At 70.2% G+C, this 17,725-nt stretch carries 17 protein-coding genes and 1 other RNA gene; 17 read left to right on the top strand and 1 reads right to left on the bottom strand.

Annotated elements, in window-relative coordinates; all coding sequences use genetic code 11:
• Nucleotides 1–37 precede the first annotated feature (37 nt).
• The 17 genes from AB0K08_RS03950 (at nucleotide 38) to ssrA (ending at nucleotide 17,068) form a co-directional block, all read left to right on the top strand.
• Entirely contained in the window at nucleotides 38–1,273 is a 1,236-nt protein-coding gene (locus AB0K08_RS03950; protein ID WP_363351912.1) for an acetyl-CoA C-acetyltransferase, read from the top strand.
• Nucleotides 1,274–1,440: 167 nt separating this feature from the next.
• Entirely contained in the window at nucleotides 1,441–2,196 is a 756-nt protein-coding gene (locus AB0K08_RS03945; protein WP_363352553.1) for a 3-hydroxybutyrate dehydrogenase, read from the top strand.
• Between the two features lie 54 nt (nucleotides 2,197–2,250).
• The gene (locus AB0K08_RS03940; RefSeq protein WP_363351910.1) at nucleotides 2,251–3,057 is read left to right on the top strand and encodes a CoA transferase subunit A; all 807 of its coding nucleotides are present in this window, start codon (nucleotides 2,251–2,253) and stop codon (nucleotides 3,055–3,057) included.
• Complete coding sequence (locus AB0K08_RS03935) at nucleotides 3,054–3,698, top strand: 3-oxoacid CoA-transferase subunit B (protein WP_363351908.1); 645 nt, start codon at nucleotides 3,054–3,056, stop codon at nucleotides 3,696–3,698. The genes AB0K08_RS03940 and AB0K08_RS03935 overlap by 4 nt, the downstream gene beginning before the upstream one ends.
• Nucleotides 3,699–4,072: 374 nt before the next feature.
• Nucleotides 4,073–5,305, top strand: a complete 1,233-nt coding sequence (locus tag AB0K08_RS03930) for a substrate-binding domain-containing protein (RefSeq protein ID WP_363351906.1) — start codon at nucleotides 4,073–4,075, stop codon at nucleotides 5,303–5,305.
• A gap of 23 nt (nucleotides 5,306–5,328) precedes the next feature.
• Nucleotides 5,329–6,147, top strand: coding sequence for an ABC transporter ATP-binding protein (locus tag AB0K08_RS03925; RefSeq protein WP_363352552.1), 819 nt, complete (start codon nucleotides 5,329–5,331; stop codon nucleotides 6,145–6,147).
• Nucleotides 6,144–6,926, top strand: a complete 783-nt coding sequence (locus tag AB0K08_RS03920) for an ATP-binding cassette domain-containing protein (RefSeq protein WP_363351904.1) — start codon at nucleotides 6,144–6,146, stop codon at nucleotides 6,924–6,926. The genes AB0K08_RS03925 and AB0K08_RS03920 overlap by 4 nt, the downstream gene beginning before the upstream one ends.
• The gene (locus tag AB0K08_RS03915) at nucleotides 6,923–7,804 is read left to right on the top strand and encodes a branched-chain amino acid ABC transporter permease (protein WP_363351902.1); all 882 of its coding nucleotides are present in this window, start codon (nucleotides 6,923–6,925) and stop codon (nucleotides 7,802–7,804) included. The genes AB0K08_RS03920 and AB0K08_RS03915 overlap by 4 nt, the downstream gene beginning before the upstream one ends.
• Before the next feature lie 206 nt (nucleotides 7,805–8,010).
• Complete coding sequence (locus AB0K08_RS03910) at nucleotides 8,011–9,024, top strand: branched-chain amino acid ABC transporter permease (RefSeq protein WP_363352551.1); 1,014 nt, start codon at nucleotides 8,011–8,013, stop codon at nucleotides 9,022–9,024.
• Complete coding sequence (locus AB0K08_RS03905) at nucleotides 9,021–10,685, top strand: AMP-binding protein (protein ID WP_363351900.1); 1,665 nt, start codon at nucleotides 9,021–9,023, stop codon at nucleotides 10,683–10,685. The genes AB0K08_RS03910 and AB0K08_RS03905 overlap by 4 nt, the downstream gene beginning before the upstream one ends.
• Entirely contained in the window at nucleotides 10,675–11,385 is a 711-nt protein-coding gene (locus AB0K08_RS03900) for a TetR/AcrR family transcriptional regulator (RefSeq protein WP_363351898.1), read from the top strand. The genes AB0K08_RS03905 and AB0K08_RS03900 overlap by 11 nt, the downstream gene beginning before the upstream one ends.
• Complete coding sequence (locus AB0K08_RS03895) at nucleotides 11,369–12,391, top strand: alpha/beta hydrolase (RefSeq protein ID WP_363351896.1); 1,023 nt, start codon at nucleotides 11,369–11,371, stop codon at nucleotides 12,389–12,391. The genes AB0K08_RS03900 and AB0K08_RS03895 overlap by 17 nt, the downstream gene beginning before the upstream one ends.
• A gap of 179 nt (nucleotides 12,392–12,570) precedes the next feature.
• A complete protein-coding gene (gene ftsE / locus AB0K08_RS03890) occupies nucleotides 12,571–13,359 on the top strand; it encodes a cell division ATP-binding protein FtsE (RefSeq protein ID WP_363351894.1) in 789 nt (262 codons plus the stop codon).
• Entirely contained in the window at nucleotides 13,356–14,270 is a 915-nt protein-coding gene (gene ftsX, locus AB0K08_RS03885) for a permease-like cell division protein FtsX (RefSeq protein WP_363351892.1), read from the top strand. Before ftsE ends, ftsX begins: the two co-directional genes overlap by 4 nt.
• A gap of 127 nt (nucleotides 14,271–14,397) precedes the next feature.
• The gene (locus tag AB0K08_RS03880; protein WP_363351890.1) at nucleotides 14,398–15,939 is read left to right on the top strand and encodes a peptidoglycan DD-metalloendopeptidase family protein; all 1,542 of its coding nucleotides are present in this window, start codon (nucleotides 14,398–14,400) and stop codon (nucleotides 15,937–15,939) included.
• Nucleotides 15,940–16,034: 95 nt separating this feature from the next.
• The gene (gene smpB / locus AB0K08_RS03875; RefSeq protein WP_363351888.1) at nucleotides 16,035–16,544 is read left to right on the top strand and encodes an SsrA-binding protein SmpB; all 510 of its coding nucleotides are present in this window, start codon (nucleotides 16,035–16,037) and stop codon (nucleotides 16,542–16,544) included.
• A 153-nt stretch (nucleotides 16,545–16,697) separates the two neighbouring features.
• Nucleotides 16,698–17,068, top strand: a transfer-messenger RNA (tmRNA) gene (gene ssrA, locus AB0K08_RS03870).
• A 405-nt stretch (nucleotides 17,069–17,473) separates the two neighbouring features.
• On the opposite strand, the gene AB0K08_RS03865 is transcribed toward ssrA, so the two are convergent.
• A partial coding sequence (locus AB0K08_RS03865; protein ID WP_363351886.1) for an HNH endonuclease signature motif containing protein occupies nucleotides 17,474–17,725 on the bottom strand: 252 nt, incomplete at its 5' end.

Raw genomic sequence — 17,725 nt, 5'->3', positions numbered from 1 at the left:
GACCATCAGTTAATCGTGATTCACCAAGGAGTATTCGATGTCCACCAACCCCACCACCCCGGCAACCACCCCCGCGGCGGAGCAGCGCTCGGCCCACGATGCGGTGATCGTCGGCGGGGCGCGGACCCCCTTCACCCGGCTGCTGTCCCAGCAGGCGTCCCTGACGGCCATGGACCTGGGGGCGCACGCCATCCGGCACGCCCTGGAACGCTCCGGGGTGGAGGCCGGTGACGTCGAGGCGGTCATCATGGGCCAGGTGGTCCAGGCCGGCCAGGGGCAGAACCCGGCCCGGCAGTCCGCCCTGGCGGCAGGGATCGGCTGGGACGTCCCGGCGGTGACCGTCAACAAGGTCTGCCTGTCCGGCCTGACCGCCGTGATCGATGCCGCCCGGCTGATCCGCCTGGGTGAGGCCAGCGTGGTGGTGGCCGGCGGCCAGGAGTCCATGACCAACGCGCCGCACCTGCTGCCCGACTCGCGCAAGGGCCACAAGTACGGCCCCGTGACGATGGTCGACTCGGTCGCCTACGACGGCCTCACGGACGCCCTGAGCAAGGAGTCCATGGGGGACCTGACCGAGGACGGCAACGCCGAGCGGCAGATCGACCGCGCCGCCCAGGACGCGCCCGCCGCCGCCTCCCACCAGCGGGCCGCCGCAGCGCAGGCCGAGGGGCTGTTCGAGGCGGAGATCGCCCCGATCGAGATCCCGCAGCGCAAGGGCGAGCCGATCGTGGTCTCGGCCGATGAGGGCGTCCGCCCGGAGACCACCGTGGAATCCCTCGGGACGCTGCGCCCGGCCTTCAGCAAGGACGGCACCATCACCGCCGGCAACTCCTCGCCCATCTCGGATGGCGGCGCGGCGCTCGTGGTGACGTCCCGCGCCTTCGCGGAGGAGCGGGGCCTGAGGATCCTGGCCACCGTGGGCGCGGCCGGGCAGGTCGCCGGCCCGGACGACTCCTCCCTGCACTCCAAGCCGGCCAACGCCATCAAGGCGGCCGTGGCCAAGGGAGGCTGGGCTGTCCGGGATCTCGACTTCATCGAGATCAACGAGGCCTTCGGCGCCGTGCTGGTCCAGTCCCTCAAGGACCTGGACTACCCGGCCGAGCAGACCAACATCCACGGTGGCGCCATCGCCCTGGGCCATCCCATCGGGGCCTCCGGCGCACGGCTCGCCCTGACGGCCGCGCTGGAACTGTCCCGGCGCGGCAGCGGCAGGGCCGCCGTCAGCCTCTGCGGCGGTGGCGGTCAGGGCGAGGCCCTGTTGCTGAGCCTCTAGGACCGACCGTCTGACTCGCCGCTAGAACCGACCGCACCGCATCCGTCCCACCACCACCCCCACCACCACCCCTACCCTCACCCTCACCCCTACCCCCACCCACGAGAGGCAGGCACACCGTGACCGACGCACCCTCCCAGCAGCACCGGCCCCAGCAGGGGGCCTCCATCTTCCGGGACGGCCACCTGGCCGGCCGCACCGCCGTGGTGACGGGCGGGGCCTCCGGCATCGGCGCGGCCTGCGTGCGTGCCCTGGCCTCCGCCGGAGCCACGGTGACCGTGGCGGACCTCAACGCCGAGGCCGCCGAGGCCCTGGCCGCCGAGGTCGGGGGCACCGCCTGGGTGGCGGACCTGGCCGACACCCAGGCCCTGGAGGAGGTGCGGCTGGACGCGGACATCCTGGTGAACAACGCCGGGATCCAGCGGGTGGCACCGATCCACGAGTTCGACCCGCAGGCCTGGCGCTTCATCCACCGGCTCATGCTCGAATCCCCGTTCCTGCTGACCCGGGCCGTGTTGCCGGGCATGTACGAGCGGGGCTTCGGCCGGATCATCAACCTGTCCTCCGCGCACGGCCTGCGGGCCTCGGCCTTCAAGAGCGCCTACGTCTCCGCCAAGCACGGCCTCGAGGGCCTGTCCAAGGTGACCGCCCTGGAGGGCGGGCCGCACGGGGTCACCTCCAACTGCATCAACCCCGGCTACGTGAAGACCGCCCTGGTGGAGCAGCAGATCGCGGACCAGGCCAGCACCCACGGCATCTCCGAGGACGAGGTGCTGGAGAAGATCATGCTCACGCACTCGGCCATCAAGCGGCTGACCGAGCCGGAGGAGGTCGCCTCGCTCGTGCTGTGGCTGGCCTCGGACGCCTCCGGGATGGCCACCGGCGCCTCCTACACCATGGACGGCGGCTGGACCGCCCAGTGAGCCGGACCGCCCCAGTGACCAGCCAGACCACACGAGCAAGAGAGTAGGTTCACCATGAGTTTGGACAAGACGGTGGCATCGGCGGCGGAAGCCGTCCAGGACATCCCGGACGGCTCCTCGCTGGCCGTAGGCGGCTTCGGCCTCTCCGGCAACCCCATCCAGTTGATCGAGGCGCTGAAGGAGCAGGGCGCGAAGGACCTGTCCATCGTGTCCAACAACTGCGGCGTGGACGGCTGGGGACTGGGCATCCTGCTCGGCGCCGGCCGCATCTCCAAGATGACCTCCTCCTATGTGGGGGAGAACAAGGAGTTCGCCCGGCAGTACCTGGAGGGCGAGCTGGAGGTGGAGTTGGTGCCGCAGGGCACCCTGGCCGAGAAGCTGCGCGCCGGGGGAGCCGGCATCCCCGCGTTCTACACGCGTTCCGGCGTCGGGACCCAGGTGGCGGACGGTGGGTTGCCGATGAAGTACAACGCGGACGGCTCGGTGGCCAAGGCCTCGGCCGCCAAGGACGTCCGGTCCTTCACCCTGGGCCACACCGGTGAGAAGGACTACGCACTGGAGGAGTCCATCGTGACGGACTTCGCCCTGGTCCACGCTGCGATGGGGGACCGCCACGGCAACCTCGTCTTCAACAAGGCCACCCGCCAGTTCGCCCCGCCGGCGGCCATGTCCGCCACCGTGTGCATCGCCCAGGTGGAGAAGCTCGTGGAACCGGGGGAGATCGATCCGGATCACGTGCACCTGCCCGGGGTCTACGTCCACCGCATCGTGGAGGTCGGCCCGGACATCGAGAAGCCGATCGAGAAGCGCACGGTGCGCGCCGCAGCCGGCGCCGGACAGGATGGGGAGGAGACCCGATGAGCTGGACCCGTGATGAGATGGCGGCCCGTGCCGCCCAGGAACTGCCGGATGGGGCCTACGTGAACCTGGGGATCGGGATGCCCACGCTGATCCCGAACCACATCCCCGAATCCCGCACCGTGGTGCTGCAGTCGGAGAACGGCATCCTCGGGGTGGGGCCCTACCCGCTGGACGAGGACGTGGACCCGGACCTGATCAACGCCGGCAAGGAGACCGTGACGGTCCGCCCGGGCGCCTCCTTCTTCGACTCGGCGGCCTCCTTCGGGATGATCCGGGGCGGCAAGATCGACGTGGCGGTGCTCGGCGGCATGCAGGTGGCCGAGAACGGGGACCTCGCCAACTGGATGGTGCCCGGCAAGATGGTCAAGGGCATGGGCGGGGCCATGGACCTGGTCCACGGCGCCGGCGTGGTGATCGTGCTGATGGACCACAACGCCAAGGACGGCTCCCCGAAGATCCTCAGCACGTGCGACCTGCCGCTCACCGGCCAGGGCGTGGTGGACCGGATCATCACGGACAAGGCCGTGATCGACGTGGAGAAGCCCGCTGACGGCTCGGCCCCCCGGCTGGTGCTCGTGGAGACCGCGCCCGGCCTCAGCGAGGACGAGGTCCGCTCCGCCACCGGCGCCACCCTGCACTAGGGGCGCCCCTCCGTCCGACCCCCTCCATCCGACCCCCCTCCATCCGACCCCCGGCACGACGCCGGCCGGCCGGTTCCCGCAGGCCCGGTCACCGCAACGCGGTGGCCGGGCCTCGCTGCATCCACGGGCCGGAACGGATCGCCACAGCTGGGCGGTGACCTGCGACATCAGGTCAACCTGAAAGGTGATTCAGGAAATTTCCCCGGAACCCTTGACGCCGGTGTGACGCGTCACACATACTCGATCCAGAACCTGAATCGCCTTTCAGGTGAATCCCCCGGCAACACCGCACAACACCGCACTCAGCACTTCACCCAACACCGCACTCAGCACTGAACCCAGCGCACTGAACCCAGCACCGCATCATCGGTCCCATGGAAAGGCCCACCGCCGTGAAGAACGCGAAGACCCCAGCCACATTCCTCACCGCAGGCCTGCTGGCCGCCGGCTTGACCCTCACCGCCTGCGCCCCGACCGAGGGCACGGCCACCGGCGGAGGCGAGGAGGGCGGAGCGCCCGAGTCCGTCGACGTCGGCATCGTCTACTCGGAGACCGGCCCCCTGGCCGCCTACGGCGAGGAGTACTACAACGGGCTCCAGGCCGGCATCGACTACGCCACGGACGGCACCGGGAAGGTGGGGGAGACCGAGATCAACCTGACCTACCATGACGACGGCGGCGACCCGGACAAGGGTGTCTCCATCGCCAAGACGCTCATCGGCAAGGAGTACTCCATCCTCGCCGGCACCACCGTCTCCGGCATCGCCCTTAAGCTCGCCGAACAGGCCGAGCAGAACCAGGTGCTGTACATCTCCGGACCGGCCGCCACGGACGCCATCACGGGCATCAACGACTACACCTTCCGCTCCGGCCGCCAGTCGGTGCAGGACGTGGCCACCGCCGGCCAGTTCGTGGACGACCTGGACGGGGCGGATGTCACCGTCTTCGCCCAGGACAACGCCTTCGGCCAGGGCAATGTGGCCGCCGTGGACGCCGTCCTCGGGGCCGAGGGCGCCAACGTCTCCGAGATCCTGGTCCCCGAGGACGTCACCGAGTTCACGCCGTTCGCCCGCCAGATCGTGGACGCCGACCCGGACCTGGTGTTCGTCGCCTGGGCCGGAGCCAACGCCGGGTCCATGTGGCAGGCACTGGACCAGCAGGGGGCCTTCGAGGCCGCCCCGATCGTGACCGGCCTGGCGAACAAGGCCACCTACGGCGCGTACGGTGCCGCCGGCGAGAAGATCTCCTTCCTCTCCCACTACTTCCCGGGGGCCGGGCAGAACGAGGTCGAGGACTTCATGATCGAGCACGTCGAGGAGGCCGGGGCCGAGCCCGATCTCTTCACCCCGGACGGCTTCGTGGCCGGGCAGATGATCGTCCGCGCCATCGAGGAGGGCGGCGGCACGGACGTGGACTCCATGATCGCCTCCCTCGAGGACTGGGAGTTCGAGGGCCCGAAGGGCACCACCACGGTGCGCGGCGAGGACCACGCCCTGATCCAGGACATGTACCAGGCCGAACTGGTCCAGGACGGCTCCGAGTGGACGGCCGAGCTGGTCGACACCGTCTCGGCGGAGGACGCCGCTCCTCCCGTCGCGGAGCAGTGAGGCCGGTGGCCGGCACCACGGCGATGGCACCGACCCCACCGACCGAACGGGGCGTGGCCCTGCGCTTCCAGGGCATCGGACTGCAGATCGGCGGCGCCCGCATCCTCGAGGCCATCGACCTCGAGGTGGCCTCCGGCGAGATGGTCGGGGTGATCGGCCCCAACGGGGCCGGCAAGACCACCCTGTTCAACCTGGTCTCCGGACTGATGCGCCCCACCGAGGGGCGGATCACCATGAACGGCCAGGACATCACCGACCTGGCCGTCGACCGCCGGGCCAGGGCCGGGCTGGGGCGCACGTTCCAGACCTCCTCGCTGTTCCCGGGCCTGAGCGTCCAGGAGAACGTCCGCCTGGCGGCCCAGGCCGCCATGGGCGGCTCGCTGTCCCTGTTCCGCTTCCCGCGGTCCTCGGATGCGGCCACCCGGCGGGCCCTGGAATGCCTGGAGCAGGTGGGCCTGACCCACCGGCTCCAGGCCGCGGCCGGGGGGCTGTCCCACGGGGACAAGCGCAAGGTCGAGATCGCCATGATCCTGGCCACCGATCCGGAGGTCGTGCTGCTGGACGAGCCGATGGCCGGGGTCGGCTCGGGGGACGTCCCCGGGCTCGTGGAGATCATCCGGCGCATCCACCGCGAGTCCGGGCGCACCCTGATGATGGTCGAACACCACATGGAGGTGGTCCTCGGGCTCGTGGACCGGGTGGCCGTGATGCATCGCGGCACGCTGCTGGCCGTGGACGAGCCGGAGGCCATCATGGCCAACGCCGAGGTCCAGGCCGCCTACCTCGGACAGTCCGAAGGGCAGGCGGGCGCACCGACCGAACAGACAGGACAGGTGGCATGAGCTCCATACTCTCCGTGCAGAACCTGCAGGCCTCGATCAACGGCCAACAGGTGGTGGAGGACGTGACCTTCGATGTCCCCGCCCAGGGCATCACCGCCCTGCTGGGCCGCAACGGGGTCGGCAAGACCTCCTCGATCAAGGCCATCCTCGGCCTGATCCACCGCGACGCCGGCACCGTGAGCCTCGAGGGGCAGGACATCACCTCCCTGGCCACCCACCGGATCGTCCAGCGCGGCGTCGGCTACGTGCCGGAGGACCGGGAGGTCTTCGCCGGGCTGTCCGTGGCGGAGAACCTCCGGCTCTCCGAGCGGGACGAGAACCCGCGGCGCGAGCTCGTGGAGTCCCTGTTCCCGGACCTCGTCAAGCGGGCCCAGCAGCCCGCCGGCACACTCTCCGGCGGCCAGCAGCAGATGGTCTCCCTGGCCCGCGCCCTGATGAACCAGAACCGCGTGCTGCTGGTGGACGAACCCACCAAGGGCCTGGCGCCCAAGATCGTCGGCGAGGTGGCCGAGGCGCTGGCCGAGGCCGCCCGGACCGTCCCCATCCTGCTCGTGGAGCAGAACCTCGCGGTGGTCCGCCAGCTGGCGGCCGGGGCGATCGTCCTCTCGGACGGCCACGTGGTGCACACCACCGACTCCGCGGCGGAGTTCCTGGCGGACGAGGAGCTGGTCACCCGGTACCTCGGCGTCGGAACAGCCACCGAGACGAGCACCGAGACCAGCGCCCAGACCAGCACCCAGACCAGCACCCAGACCACCGCAGAGGGGGCCCACCCATGAGCACCATCGTGTTGCTGCTGATCACCGGCCTCGGCCTCGGCGCCGTGTACTTCCTGGTGGCCTCCGGGCTGTCCCTGATCTACGGGCTGATGGGGGTGCTGAACTTCGCCCACGGGGCCTTCCTCACCCTGGGTGCGCTCATCGGGTGGGAGACCGCCCGCCTGGTGGGGGCCGACTCCTGGGGCGGCTTCGCCCTCTCCCTGCTCGTCGGCTGCCTGGTGGGCGCGCTGCTCGCGGCCGCCACGGAGTTCATCCTCATCAGACCGCTGTATGAACGCCACATCGAACAGGTCCTGGTGACGGTGGGGCTCAACCTCGCGGCCATCGCCCTCTTCGAGGGCGTCTGGGGCACGGACCCCGTGTTCATCCAGGGGCCCACGTGGATGGGGATGACCACCGAGATCCTCGGGGCCCACATCTCCAACGACCTGTTCATCACCATCCCGCTCGCGGGGCTCGTGCTGCTCGGCCTGGTGCTGTTCCTGAAGAAGACCCGTTACGGGATGATCATCCGGGCCGGGGTGGAGAACCGCTCCATGGTCACCGCCCTGGGGATCGACGTCCGCCGGGCCTTCACCCTCGTGTTCACCATCGGTGGCGCGGTGGCCGGACTGGGTGGCGTGCTTGCCAGCCACTTCTTCGGCTACGTCTCCCCGATGCTCGGCGGATCCCTGCTGATCTTCGCGTTCATCGTCACGGTGATCGGCGGGCTGGGCTCCCTGGCCGGTGCGGCCGTGGCGGCCGTGGTGGTCGGCGTGCTCCAGCAGTTCGCCAACTTCTACTGGGGCGTCGGCGACTTCGTGGTCGTCATCCTCCTCGCAGTGGTCCTGCTGACCAGGCCCTCCGGACTGATGGGACGAAAGGTGGCCACGGCATGAGCGCCTCCACGGAAGAATCGACCGGCACCTCATCGACCGGCACCTCCTCGACCGGCACCACGGTGAAGGATCGGCTGCAGGCGTCCCTGACCCCGCCGCCGCGAGGCGGTGGACCGCGGCCCTCCACCGGCGGGGCGCGCCCGGAGCGCCGATTCCTGAAACCGGCCCTGGCCGCCGTCGGGCTTCTGTTCCTGGCCCTGCTGCCGATGCTGAACATCCAGGTGCCCGGCCTCCTGCCGACCGCCACCTACCAGCCCGGCGCGCTGCAGCTGATGGCCCTGTGCCTGCTGATGGGCGCGGCCGCGCTGACCTACCACATGCTGATCGGGGTGGCCGGGCTGCTGTCCTTCGGCCACGCCCTCTATGTGGGGGCCGGGGCGTACCTGCTGGGCATCCTGCTCGAACGCACCGGCATGGGCCTGATCCCCGCCATGATCCTCACCCTGGTGCTCGTGGTGTTGCTGGCCGGGCTCACCGGCTCGGTGGCCCTGCGGGTCTCCGGCATCCCCTTCGCCATGGTCACCCTCGCGTTCGCCCAGGCCGGCTCCGTGCTGGTGCGCCGCAACCCGGGCAGCGCCACCGGCGGTGAGGAGGGCCTGAGCCTGAACACGGAGCAGGTCCCCGCGTTCCTGGTGGGCGTGTCCAACACCCGGAACCTGTACTGGCTGGCGCTGATCGTGCTCGTGCTGGTCTTCGCGGTGGTCACCTGGATCCAGAACTCCCGCGCCGGGCGCCTCGCCGAGGCCGTCCGGGAGAACGAGAACCGGGTGCGGGTGCTGGGGCTGAAGCCCTATGTGGCCAAGCTGCTGGTCTTCGTGGTCGGCGGCACCCTGGCCGCCTGCGTGGGCATGGTGCACCTGCTGCTGCAGTCCGGGGCCGTGCCCAAGACCGTCTCCGCGGACTTCACCATCTCCCTGCTGGTCATGGTGGTGCTCGGCGGAGTGGGCTCGCGCTGGGGCGCCGTGCTGGGCGGGGTGCTCTACACCCTGCTGGACCAGCGCCTGACCGTGCTGGCCCAGTCCGACACGATCCAGGCGATGCCCGCCATCCTGCGGGTGCCGCTGTCCGAGCCGCTGTTCCTGCTCGGGACGCTCTTCGTGCTCGTGGTGCTGTTCATGCCCGGCGGCCTCGCCGGCTTCGTGCGCCGGATGGGTGCCCGCTACGGTGGACGCACCAACCGGAAGAAGGACCCCGTGGACCTCCTGGAGCAGTCGGCATGAGCCCCCAGCACGCCATGAGCACCCCGGCCACCGGCGGGCTGCACACCCTCGGCCGGTGGACCGCCGACCGCGCGGTGGCCACCCCGACCCGCACGGCGATCCTAGACGCGGGGGTCGCGTTGACCTACCGCGACCTGGAGGCCCGGGCGACCCGGCTGGCCGAGAGGCTCGTGGCCGCCGGGTACCGGCCGGGGGAGCGGATCGCCACGCTGAGCGGCAACAGCGCGGACCAGGTGGTGCTGTTCTTCGCCTGCGCCAAGTCCGGGCTCGTGCTCACGCCCCTGTCCTGGCGGCTGCGCCCCGCGGAGGTGGCCACCCAGTTGGGCACCGCGGATCCCGCCCTGCTAGTCGTCGAGGAGGACTTCGGCTCCCTGGCGGCGGAGGCCTGCGCCCTGGTGCCGCTGCCCCCGCCGAGGGCCCTGCCCGGCCTGGACGGGATCGAGGCGGAGGTCCCGACGCCGGCCCGGCCGCCCTCCGCGACTGCCTCCGGTCCCAGCTGCGAGGCTCTGAACCCCGCCCTGTGGCGGGAGCCGGGCAGTCCCGTCCGGGACGAGGACCCCGTCCTGATGCCGTTCACCTCCGGCACGGAGGGGCGGTCCAAGGCGGCGGTCCTCACCCATGCGAACTGCTTCTGGAACAACCTGGCCCTGTCCCGCACCCTGGAGATCACCTCCTCCGACGTGGTGCTGGCCGTGCTGCCCCAGTTCCACACGGGGGGCTGGAACATCCAGCCGCTGCTGGCCTGGTGGACCGGTGCGACCGTGGTGATGGAGCGGACCTTCGACGCGGGCCGGGTGCTCGCGCTGATCGCCGACCGCCGGATCACCACCCTGATGGCCGTGCCGGCCCAGTACCTGATGCTGGCCGAACACCCGCGGTTCGCCGCCACCGACCTGTCCAGCCTCCGCCTGGCCGTGGTGGGAGGGGCCTCCATGCCGCCGGCCCTGCTGCGTGTCTGGCATGTCCGCGGGGTGCCCCTGGTCCAGGGCTACGGCCTGACCGAGGCCGGCCCCAACGTGCTGTCCCTGCCGGCCGAGGACGCCACCGAGCGGGTCGGCTGGATGGGCCGGCCCTACCCCCACGTGGAGGTGGCGGTGGCGGACCCGGTCACCGGCGCCGTGCTGGAGGGCCCCGCCACGGGGGAGCTGCTGGTCGCCGGGCCCAGCGTCTTCGCCGGGTACTTCCGGGACCCGGCCGCCACGGACCGGGCCCTGGTCGGCGGCTGGCTGCACACGGGGGACCTGGTCGAGCGGGACGCCGAGGGGTACTTCCGGATCGTCGACCGGCTCAAGGACATCTTCGTCTCCGGCGGGGAGAACGTGGTCCCCGCCGAGGTGGAGGACGTGTTGGTGAGCCACCCCGGGGTGGCCGCGGCCGCCGTCGTGGGCGTACCGGATGGGCGCTGGGGGGAGAGCGGGCACGCCTACGTGGTGCTGCGCCGCGGCGTCCCCGTGGACGAGACCGCCCTGCGGGAGCACTGTGCCGGCCGGCTCGCCGGCTTCAAGCAACCGGCCGCCTACACCTTCGTGACCGAACTGCCCCGGACCGGGCTCGAGAAGATCGCCCGCTCCCGGCTGCGGACCGCCCACCCCGCGCCGGGCCGGGCCGCAACCCCAGCCAACCCAGTGCCGGCCCCTGAGAGGACCCACCATGGCCATTGAGCCGCTCCACCCAGACACGGACACCGACGCGGCGGATGTCAGCGCCCCGACGACCACGCGGGGCACGGTCCTGACCGCCCGCGGGCTGCGCACCCGGCGCCGGCTGCTGGACGCCGCCGAGACGATCTTCGCCGAGCTGGGCTACCCGGCCGCCTCGATCGTCAAGATCACCGAGCAGGCCGGTTGCGGCCTCGGGACCTTCTACCTCTACTTCGAGGGCAAGCAGGAGATCTTCAACGAGGTCGTGGTGGACCTCAACCGCCGGGTCCGCCGCGCCATGAACGACGCCTCCCGGGCCGAGACCGGCCGGATCGCCTCCGAACGCGCCGGCTTCCGGGCCTTCTTCCGCTTCACGGCAGAGCACCCGGCGCTGTACCGGATCATCCGCCAGGCGGAGTTCGCCTCACCGGATGCGCTGCGTCTGCACTACGCCAAGATCGTGGACGGCTACGCCCAGGGGATCGAGGAGGGCCAGCAGACCGGTGAGGTGCACCGGATGGACCCCGAGGTGGTGGCCTGGGCCCTGATGGGCATCGGCGAGATCATCGGGATGCGCTGGGTGCTCTGGCCCCAGGAGGAGGACTCCGCAGGGCAGGCCGCCGCGGACATCCCGGACCACGTCTTCGACACCATGATGGAGTTCATCGAGCGGGCCCTGGCCCCCGTGGACGGAACAGGACCTGATGATGACCACCGCTGAGTCCACTGCTGAGTCCACCGCTGAGCTGGCCGTGTTGAAGGATCTGCACCGGCACACCGAGGTGGGCCCCGGGTACCGGCAGGAGACAGTGGCCGTGCCGGGGGGCCTGCTGACGGTCGGGGTGTGGGGTCCCACGGACCCCGCGGCGCCCACCATCCTGGCGGTGCACGGTGTCTCCGCCTCCCACCGCAGCTTCGGCCTGCTGGCCGAACAGCTGCCCGAGGTCCGCATCCTGGCCCCGGACCTGCGCGGCCGTGGCCGCTCCAACCACCTGCCGGGTCCCTTCGGGATGAGGACCCATGCGGCGGACATGGCCGCCGTGATCGGTGAGCTGGCCTCCGGGCCGGTCACCGTCATCGGTCACTCGATGGGAGCGTTCGTGACCCTGGTGCTCGCCCACCTCCATCCGGAGCAGGTCTCCTCCGTGGTCCTGGTGGACGGCGGGATCCCCCTGAAGGTGCCCGCCGGGCTCGGACCCGACGAGATCGTGCAGGCGATCCTTGGCCCGGTGGCCGAACGGCTGGCCATGCGCTTCGGCTCCGTGGACGAGTACCGGGGCTTCTGGCAGGTCCACCCCGCCCTCGGCATGGCCTGGGGCCGGGGCCCGGGCGCGGAGCCCGGCATGCGGCCGCTGATGGAGGACTACATCGCCTACGACCTCGAACCGTGCGCCCCGGCGGATCCGTCCGTCGGCTCCCTGCGTCCGGCCACCCGGTATGAGGCGATGGCCCAGGACACCCAGGAGCTGCAGGCGGACGGCTCCCTGCTGGCGGCCCTCGAGGCCCTGGCGGTACCCGCCACCCTGCTGTGGTCCGCCCGGGGGCTGTACAACGAGCAGCCGGGGCTGTACACCCCCGAGTACCTGGCCGCCTGGCGGGACCGGGTTCCCGCGCTCGCGGCCCACCTGCGCAGCGTGGAGGTCCCGGGGACGAACCACTACACGATCGTGATGGCCCCGGCCGGGGCCGGGGCCGTGGCGGCGGTGGTCCGCGCAGAGGAGGACTGAGCCCCCGTCGGGGCCGGGGCGCCGGGGCGCCCGGTGGTGACACACCGGCACCTTCCGGGCCCGAGGTCCCACCGCTGTTATCACTTCGTGACTACGGTGGACTCCGCGAGCACCGCGTCTTCCCCTACCGATCCCCCCTGGTGCCGCAGGACGTCTATGTCCGGGGGCGAGTATGGAACATGATCCGGTTCGAGCAGGTCACCAAGGTCTATGACCGCCGTTCCCGTCCAGCGTTGCAGGACGTCACGGTGGAGTTCGAGCGCGGCGAATTCGTCTTTCTGGTGGGGGCGTCCGGTTCCGGGAAGTCCACCTTCATCCGTCTCATGCTTCGAGAGGAACGGGCCAGTCGGGGTGCGGTCTACGTGGTGGGCCGGAACGTGGCGCGGCTGCCGTCCTGGCGGGTGCCGAGGCTGCGTCGGGGGATCGGCGTGGTCTTCCAGGACTTCCGCCTGCTGCCCAACAAGACCGTCTACGCCAACGTGGCCTTCGCCATGCAGGTCCTCGGCAAGGGCAGGGCCCAGATCCGCAAGGACGTGCCCGAGGTCCTGGAGACGGTGGGCCTGGCGGGCAAGGAGAGGCGCATGCCGCACGAGCTCTCCGGCGGCGAGCAGCAGCGCGTGGCCATCGCCCGCGCCATCGTGAACCGGCCGGACATCCTGCTGGCGGACGAGCCGACCGGAAACCTCGATCCGGAGACCTCGCTGGGCATCATGTCCGTGCTGGACAAGATCAACCAGAACGGCACCACCGTGGTGATGGCCACGCATGACGACGACATCGTCAACCAGATGCGCCGCCGCGTGGTGGAGCTGAGCGCCGGCGAGATCATCCGCGATGAGACCGAGGGCGGTTACCGCACCGATCCCGCCGGCACGGATCCCGCCAGCATCGACCCCGCCGGCACCGATCCCGCCGGCACCGATCCCGCCGGCACCGATCCCGTCGGCACCGAGGGGGCCACGGCATGAGGTTCGCTTTCGTCCTCGGGGAGACCTTCTCCGGTATCCGCCGCAACCTGTCCATGGTGGTCTCGGTGATCCTCGTGACCTTCATCTCCCTGACCTTCGTGGGCACCGCCGGGTTGCTCCAGCTGCAGATCAACCAGATGAAGGGGTACTGGTATGACCGGGTGGAGGTGGCGATCTTCCTGTGCACTGACACCTCCACCACCACCTCCTGCGCCTCCGGGCCCGTCACGGACGGGCAGCGGGAGTCCATCCAGGCGCTGCTGGACTCCTCCACAGCCGCCCCCTATATCAAGAGCTACGAGCACGAGTCCCAGGAGCAGGCCCTGGAGATCTTCCAGGAACAGTTCAAGAACTCGGCGATGTCCGGAACCGTCACGGCCGAGCAGCTGCCGGAGTCCTTCCGGGTGGCCCTGGTGGACCCCGAGCAGTACGAGGTCGTGAACGAGCTGTTCTCGTCGATGCCCGGCGTGGAGATCGTGTCCGACCAGCGCGAACTGCTCGAGCAGATCTTCTCGCTGATGAACATGGCCTCCGTCATCGCCGTCTCCGTGGCCGTGGTGATGCTGGTCTGCGCGGTGCTGCTGATCGCCACCACCATCCGACTCTCAGCCTTCTCGAGACGGCGCGAGACCGGGATCATGCGGTTGGTCGGCGCCTCGAAGACCATGATCCAGCTGCCCTTCCTGCTGGAGGGCGTCATCGCGGCCCTGATCGGCGCCCTGTTGGCGAGCCTGACCACCTGGGCGATCGCGGAGTTCTTCATCGGGGACTGGCTCACGGGACAGTACCCGGGGACCGGGTTCATCGCCGGCGTGGACGCGCTCATCCTCATCCCGCTGCTGCTGGGCGTGGCGGTCCTGCTGGCCGCGCTTTCGTCGATTCTGACGCTGAGACGTTATCTTAAGGTGTGATGACCTTGGGGCTCGTGTGACTATTGTGACCTGACGTCTGCCGTATTGAGATCTGACCCCTCGTTCGACCCTTAGCCCGACCCTTAGCCCGACCACTCGCATCGCACCCCGACCCCGGAGGCCCACCGTGACCCGACGCCGACTCTCCCGCGCCATCCTCGGCGCCGGTCTGGTGACGCTGATGACCCTGTCCATGGGCGGTACCGCCGTGGCCCAGGACTCGGTGGATGACCTGCAGCGGCAGATCGAGCAGGCTGAGCGCAACCAGGCGGAGATCGACCGGGAGATCGGGGACCTCGGGGGCGAGCAGTCCGAGCTGAAGGACCGCCAGGGTGACCTGGACGCGTCCCTCGAGGGGCTCGACGCGGACATCGCCGAGAAGATCCGGGACCTGAACGGACTGCAGGACCAGTTGCCGGGAGCCCAGAAGGCGCTGTCCGCGGCGGAGGGGCGCGTCTCGGCGGCCACCGCCGAGGTGGCGTCCCTGAACGAACGGGTCCGACAGGCCGAGTCGAGCCGCTCGGAGATCCTGGCCGAGATCGCCGCGAGCGAGCAGGAGCTGGACGCCGCCGCCACCGAGATCGGGCAGATCGCCAACCAGGCCTACAAGCAGGGCGGGGTCTCCTCGGACCTGGCCTTCATCCTGGGGCTGAGTGACTCCTCGCTGCCGGACGCCATGGGGCTGGCCAACCAGGCCCTGCGGATCCAGAACAGCCGCATCTCCTCGGTCTCCCAATCCAGATCCACCGAGGTCAACGCCGAGGTGCGCCTGGCCGCCGTCGAGGGCGAGATCCGGGACCTGCGGGCCGAGGCCGAGCAGGCGCTGCAGCGCGAGGAGCAGGCCCGCAACGAGGCCGCCGATGCCAAGCGGGAACTGGACCAGATGGTCTCCGCAACCTCCCGGCTGACAGACGAGCTGAAGGCCGAGCGCCCGAAAATACAGGCCCAGATCGACGCCAACCGTGCGGAGCAGGACCAGGTCAACGAGCAGATCGCCGAACGCCAGCGGGCGCTGACGGCGGAGGCCTCGAAGACCTCGGACCTGCAGGAGAAGCACCGTGAGGCCGTCGCCGAGGCCGAGCGCAAGCGGCGCGCCGCCGAGGAGGCGGCCCGCAAGGCCCGCGAGGCCGCAGCACAGGCGGACCGGGCGGCCGCCCGCAAGGCCCAACAGGCGTCGGAGCAGGCGAACCGGGAGGCCGAGGCCGCGGAGGAGCGGGCCAGCACGGCCCAGAAGGCCGCCAGCACCTCCAGCGGTTGGGGGCTGCAGTGGCCCCTGAACACCTACATCACCTCCGGCTTCGGATGGCGCCCGACGCCGTCCGGCACCTTCGACTACGGGGGCGCCGGCGGGTACGTGCACACCGGGATGGACTTCGGTGGAGGCTGTGGCCTGCCGATCCGGGCCGCGGCGGACGGCGAGGTCTGGAACGCCGACTGGGCTGTCTGGACCTCCGGCAACCGCGTGGTCGTCTCCCACGGGGTGGTCAACGGCCGCGCCCTGGCTACCAAGTACCACCACATGACCCGCTCCATCGTCTCCCCGGGCCAAGACGTGAAGCGCGGTCAGGTCATCGGCTACACGGGCACCACCGGAAACTCCACGGGCTGCCACCTGCACTTCGAGACCATCCTGGACGGCCGGGCCGTCAACCCGGCCGGCCTGCTCTAGGGGTTCTGGCCGGGGCCCTGGAGGGAGCGCCGTGCCGCCATGGACGGCGCGGGTAGACTGGTCAGTCCGTGTCACTGGACGGGAGAGGAGTCACCGTGGCCAAGAAGTCAGCCGGCAAGACCGGCAGCAAGAAGACGCCGGACGGCCGGCAGGTCATCGCGACCAACCGCAAGGCCCGGCACAACTACCTCATCCTGGACACCTATGAGGCCGGGATCTCCCTGATGGGCACCGAGGTCAAGTCCCTGCGGGAAGGTCACGCCTCTCTGGTTGAGGGCTTCGCGGTGTTCTACGGCGACGAACTCTTCCTGGAGCAGGTCTACATCCCGGAATACCTCAACGGCTCCTGGACCAACCACTCGGCCCGGCGCCGGCGGAAGCTGCTGCTGCACCGCCAGGAACTGACGAAGATCTCCCGCCAGATCGCTGAGGCCGGGCACACCATCGTCCCCCTGCAGCTGTACTTCCGGGATGGCCGCGTCAAGGTCGAGATCGCGGTGGCCCAGGGCAAGCGGGACTATGACAAGCGCCATGCGCTGAGGGAGAAGCAGGACAACCGTGAGGCCCAGCGGGCCATGCGGCTCCGCAACCGCGGCGCCGCCTGACCGGAGGGCCCGACCCGGCGGCCGGCCTGGTGGTCGGCCGGCGTGGAATACCCGGGGCGGCGCATGCGTTACACTGGACAGTCCGGGTCAGGTGGAGAGTCAGCGAAGCTCCGCAGGGACCGGATGATGGACGGTTGCTTGTCAACTGAATACGGGGATGATCGGTTTCGACGATGTGAGTCGCGACAGGGGAAGCGGGCCGAGGATGCAGAGTCATCTCGTCAACGCTCTCTGCAAACCAACAAGTGCCGAATCTAAGCGCACTGACTTCGCTCTCGCTGCCTGATCAGTGAACGAGTCCGTCAGCCCGGGGATGCTATCGCCCCGGATCCTGGCGTCAACTAGATAGCCACTGTCCACCGCCCTCGCCGGGGGTCGTGGTGGAGACATTAATCCGGCTGGGCCCGGGTTGGCTGCCTGTGTGTAGGACAGCCAGGGCCGAGTAACACCCAGTGCACACTGCGCCCGGAGAAGACCTGGCAACACTGCATCGGACGCGGGTTCAATTCCCGCCATCTCCACCATCCCACGGCGAAGGCCCCGGGACACCAGCGATGGTGTCCCGGGGCCTTCGCCCTGTCCGGGCCCCTTCCGCCGGGACTTTCCGAGGCTCAAGTCCGGGCAGTCAAGGTTCGGGATCGGCCAGGGTGCCGAGGTCGCCGGCGATTCTCGTCTGGATCTTAGGTGGCTGTACATCGTGTTCGGCTCCGCTATCTGTGCGGGGTCTGCGCAGGTCTTCAGCGAATCTGGGCGCCTCGTGCTGCCGGGTGCCCAACCAGACCAGCAGGTTCACGCGTTGGGGTCTCCCTGGCCCCGTCTGCCGCGTTGGCGGCTCGTGCTGCGGGCATGCGTGCGCGCCGGGTGCGTCTGTAGTCGGGCGTGGTGGTCAGCGGCGGTGGAGTAGGTCCGTCGGATTTCCTGCGGAGGGTTCACCGTTGTCGCCAGTAGAGGTTGCGTTGGGGTTGTCTTCGGGGGTCCAGGTAGGGGGCGGGGATGAACCACGGGTTGCCGGTTCTCATGTCGATGTCCCAGGCGCCGGAGTGCACGGCGTGGTGGTGGTGGACGCAGAGTAGTACCCCGTTCTGCACTGAGGTGGGTCCGCCGTGTTCCCAATGCTCTACGTGGTGTGCTTCGCACCATGGTGCGGGGATCCAGCAGCCGGGGGCGGTGCAGCCGCCGTC

The sequence above is a fragment of the Citricoccus sp. NPDC055426 genome (genome assembly GCF_040677445.1).
Lineage (GTDB): Bacteria > Actinomycetota > Actinomycetes > Actinomycetales > Micrococcaceae > Citricoccus.
The sequence above is the reverse complement of the archived record's forward strand: the minus strand, read 5'-3'. Positions and strand labels throughout refer to the sequence as shown.

Bases quoted from the DNA above. Each gene is read 5' to 3' on its own strand.
- ftsX (WP_363351892.1), top strand. From the start codon at position 13,356: ATGAGGTTCGCTTTCGTCCTCGGGGAGACCTTCTCCGGTATCCGCCGC.
- AB0K08_RS03935 (WP_363351908.1), top strand. From the start codon at position 3,054: ATGAGCTGGACCCGTGATGAGATGGCGGCCCGTGCCGCCCAGGAACTG.
- AB0K08_RS03930 (WP_363351906.1), top strand. From the start codon at position 4,073: ATGGAAAGGCCCACCGCCGTGAAGAACGCGAAGACCCCAGCCACATTC.
- AB0K08_RS03915 (WP_363351902.1), top strand. From the start codon at position 6,923: ATGAGCACCATCGTGTTGCTGCTGATCACCGGCCTCGGCCTCGGCGCC.
- AB0K08_RS03900 (WP_363351898.1), top strand. From the start codon at position 10,675: ATGGCCATTGAGCCGCTCCACCCAGACACGGACACCGACGCGGCGGAT.
- AB0K08_RS03950 (WP_363351912.1), top strand. From the start codon at position 38: ATGTCCACCAACCCCACCACCCCGGCAACCACCCCCGCGGCGGAGCAG.
- AB0K08_RS03910 (WP_363352551.1), top strand. From the start codon at position 8,011: ATGCTGAACATCCAGGTGCCCGGCCTCCTGCCGACCGCCACCTACCAG.
- AB0K08_RS03940 (WP_363351910.1), top strand. From the start codon at position 2,251: ATGAGTTTGGACAAGACGGTGGCATCGGCGGCGGAAGCCGTCCAGGAC.
- AB0K08_RS03895 (WP_363351896.1), top strand. From the start codon at position 11,369: ATGATGACCACCGCTGAGTCCACTGCTGAGTCCACCGCTGAGCTGGCC.
- AB0K08_RS03905 (WP_363351900.1), top strand. From the start codon at position 9,021: ATGAGCCCCCAGCACGCCATGAGCACCCCGGCCACCGGCGGGCTGCAC.
- ftsE (WP_363351894.1), top strand. From the start codon at position 12,571: ATGATCCGGTTCGAGCAGGTCACCAAGGTCTATGACCGCCGTTCCCGT.
- AB0K08_RS03920 (WP_363351904.1), top strand. From the start codon at position 6,144: ATGAGCTCCATACTCTCCGTGCAGAACCTGCAGGCCTCGATCAACGGC.
- AB0K08_RS03925 (WP_363352552.1), top strand. From the start codon at position 5,329: ATGGCACCGACCCCACCGACCGAACGGGGCGTGGCCCTGCGCTTCCAG.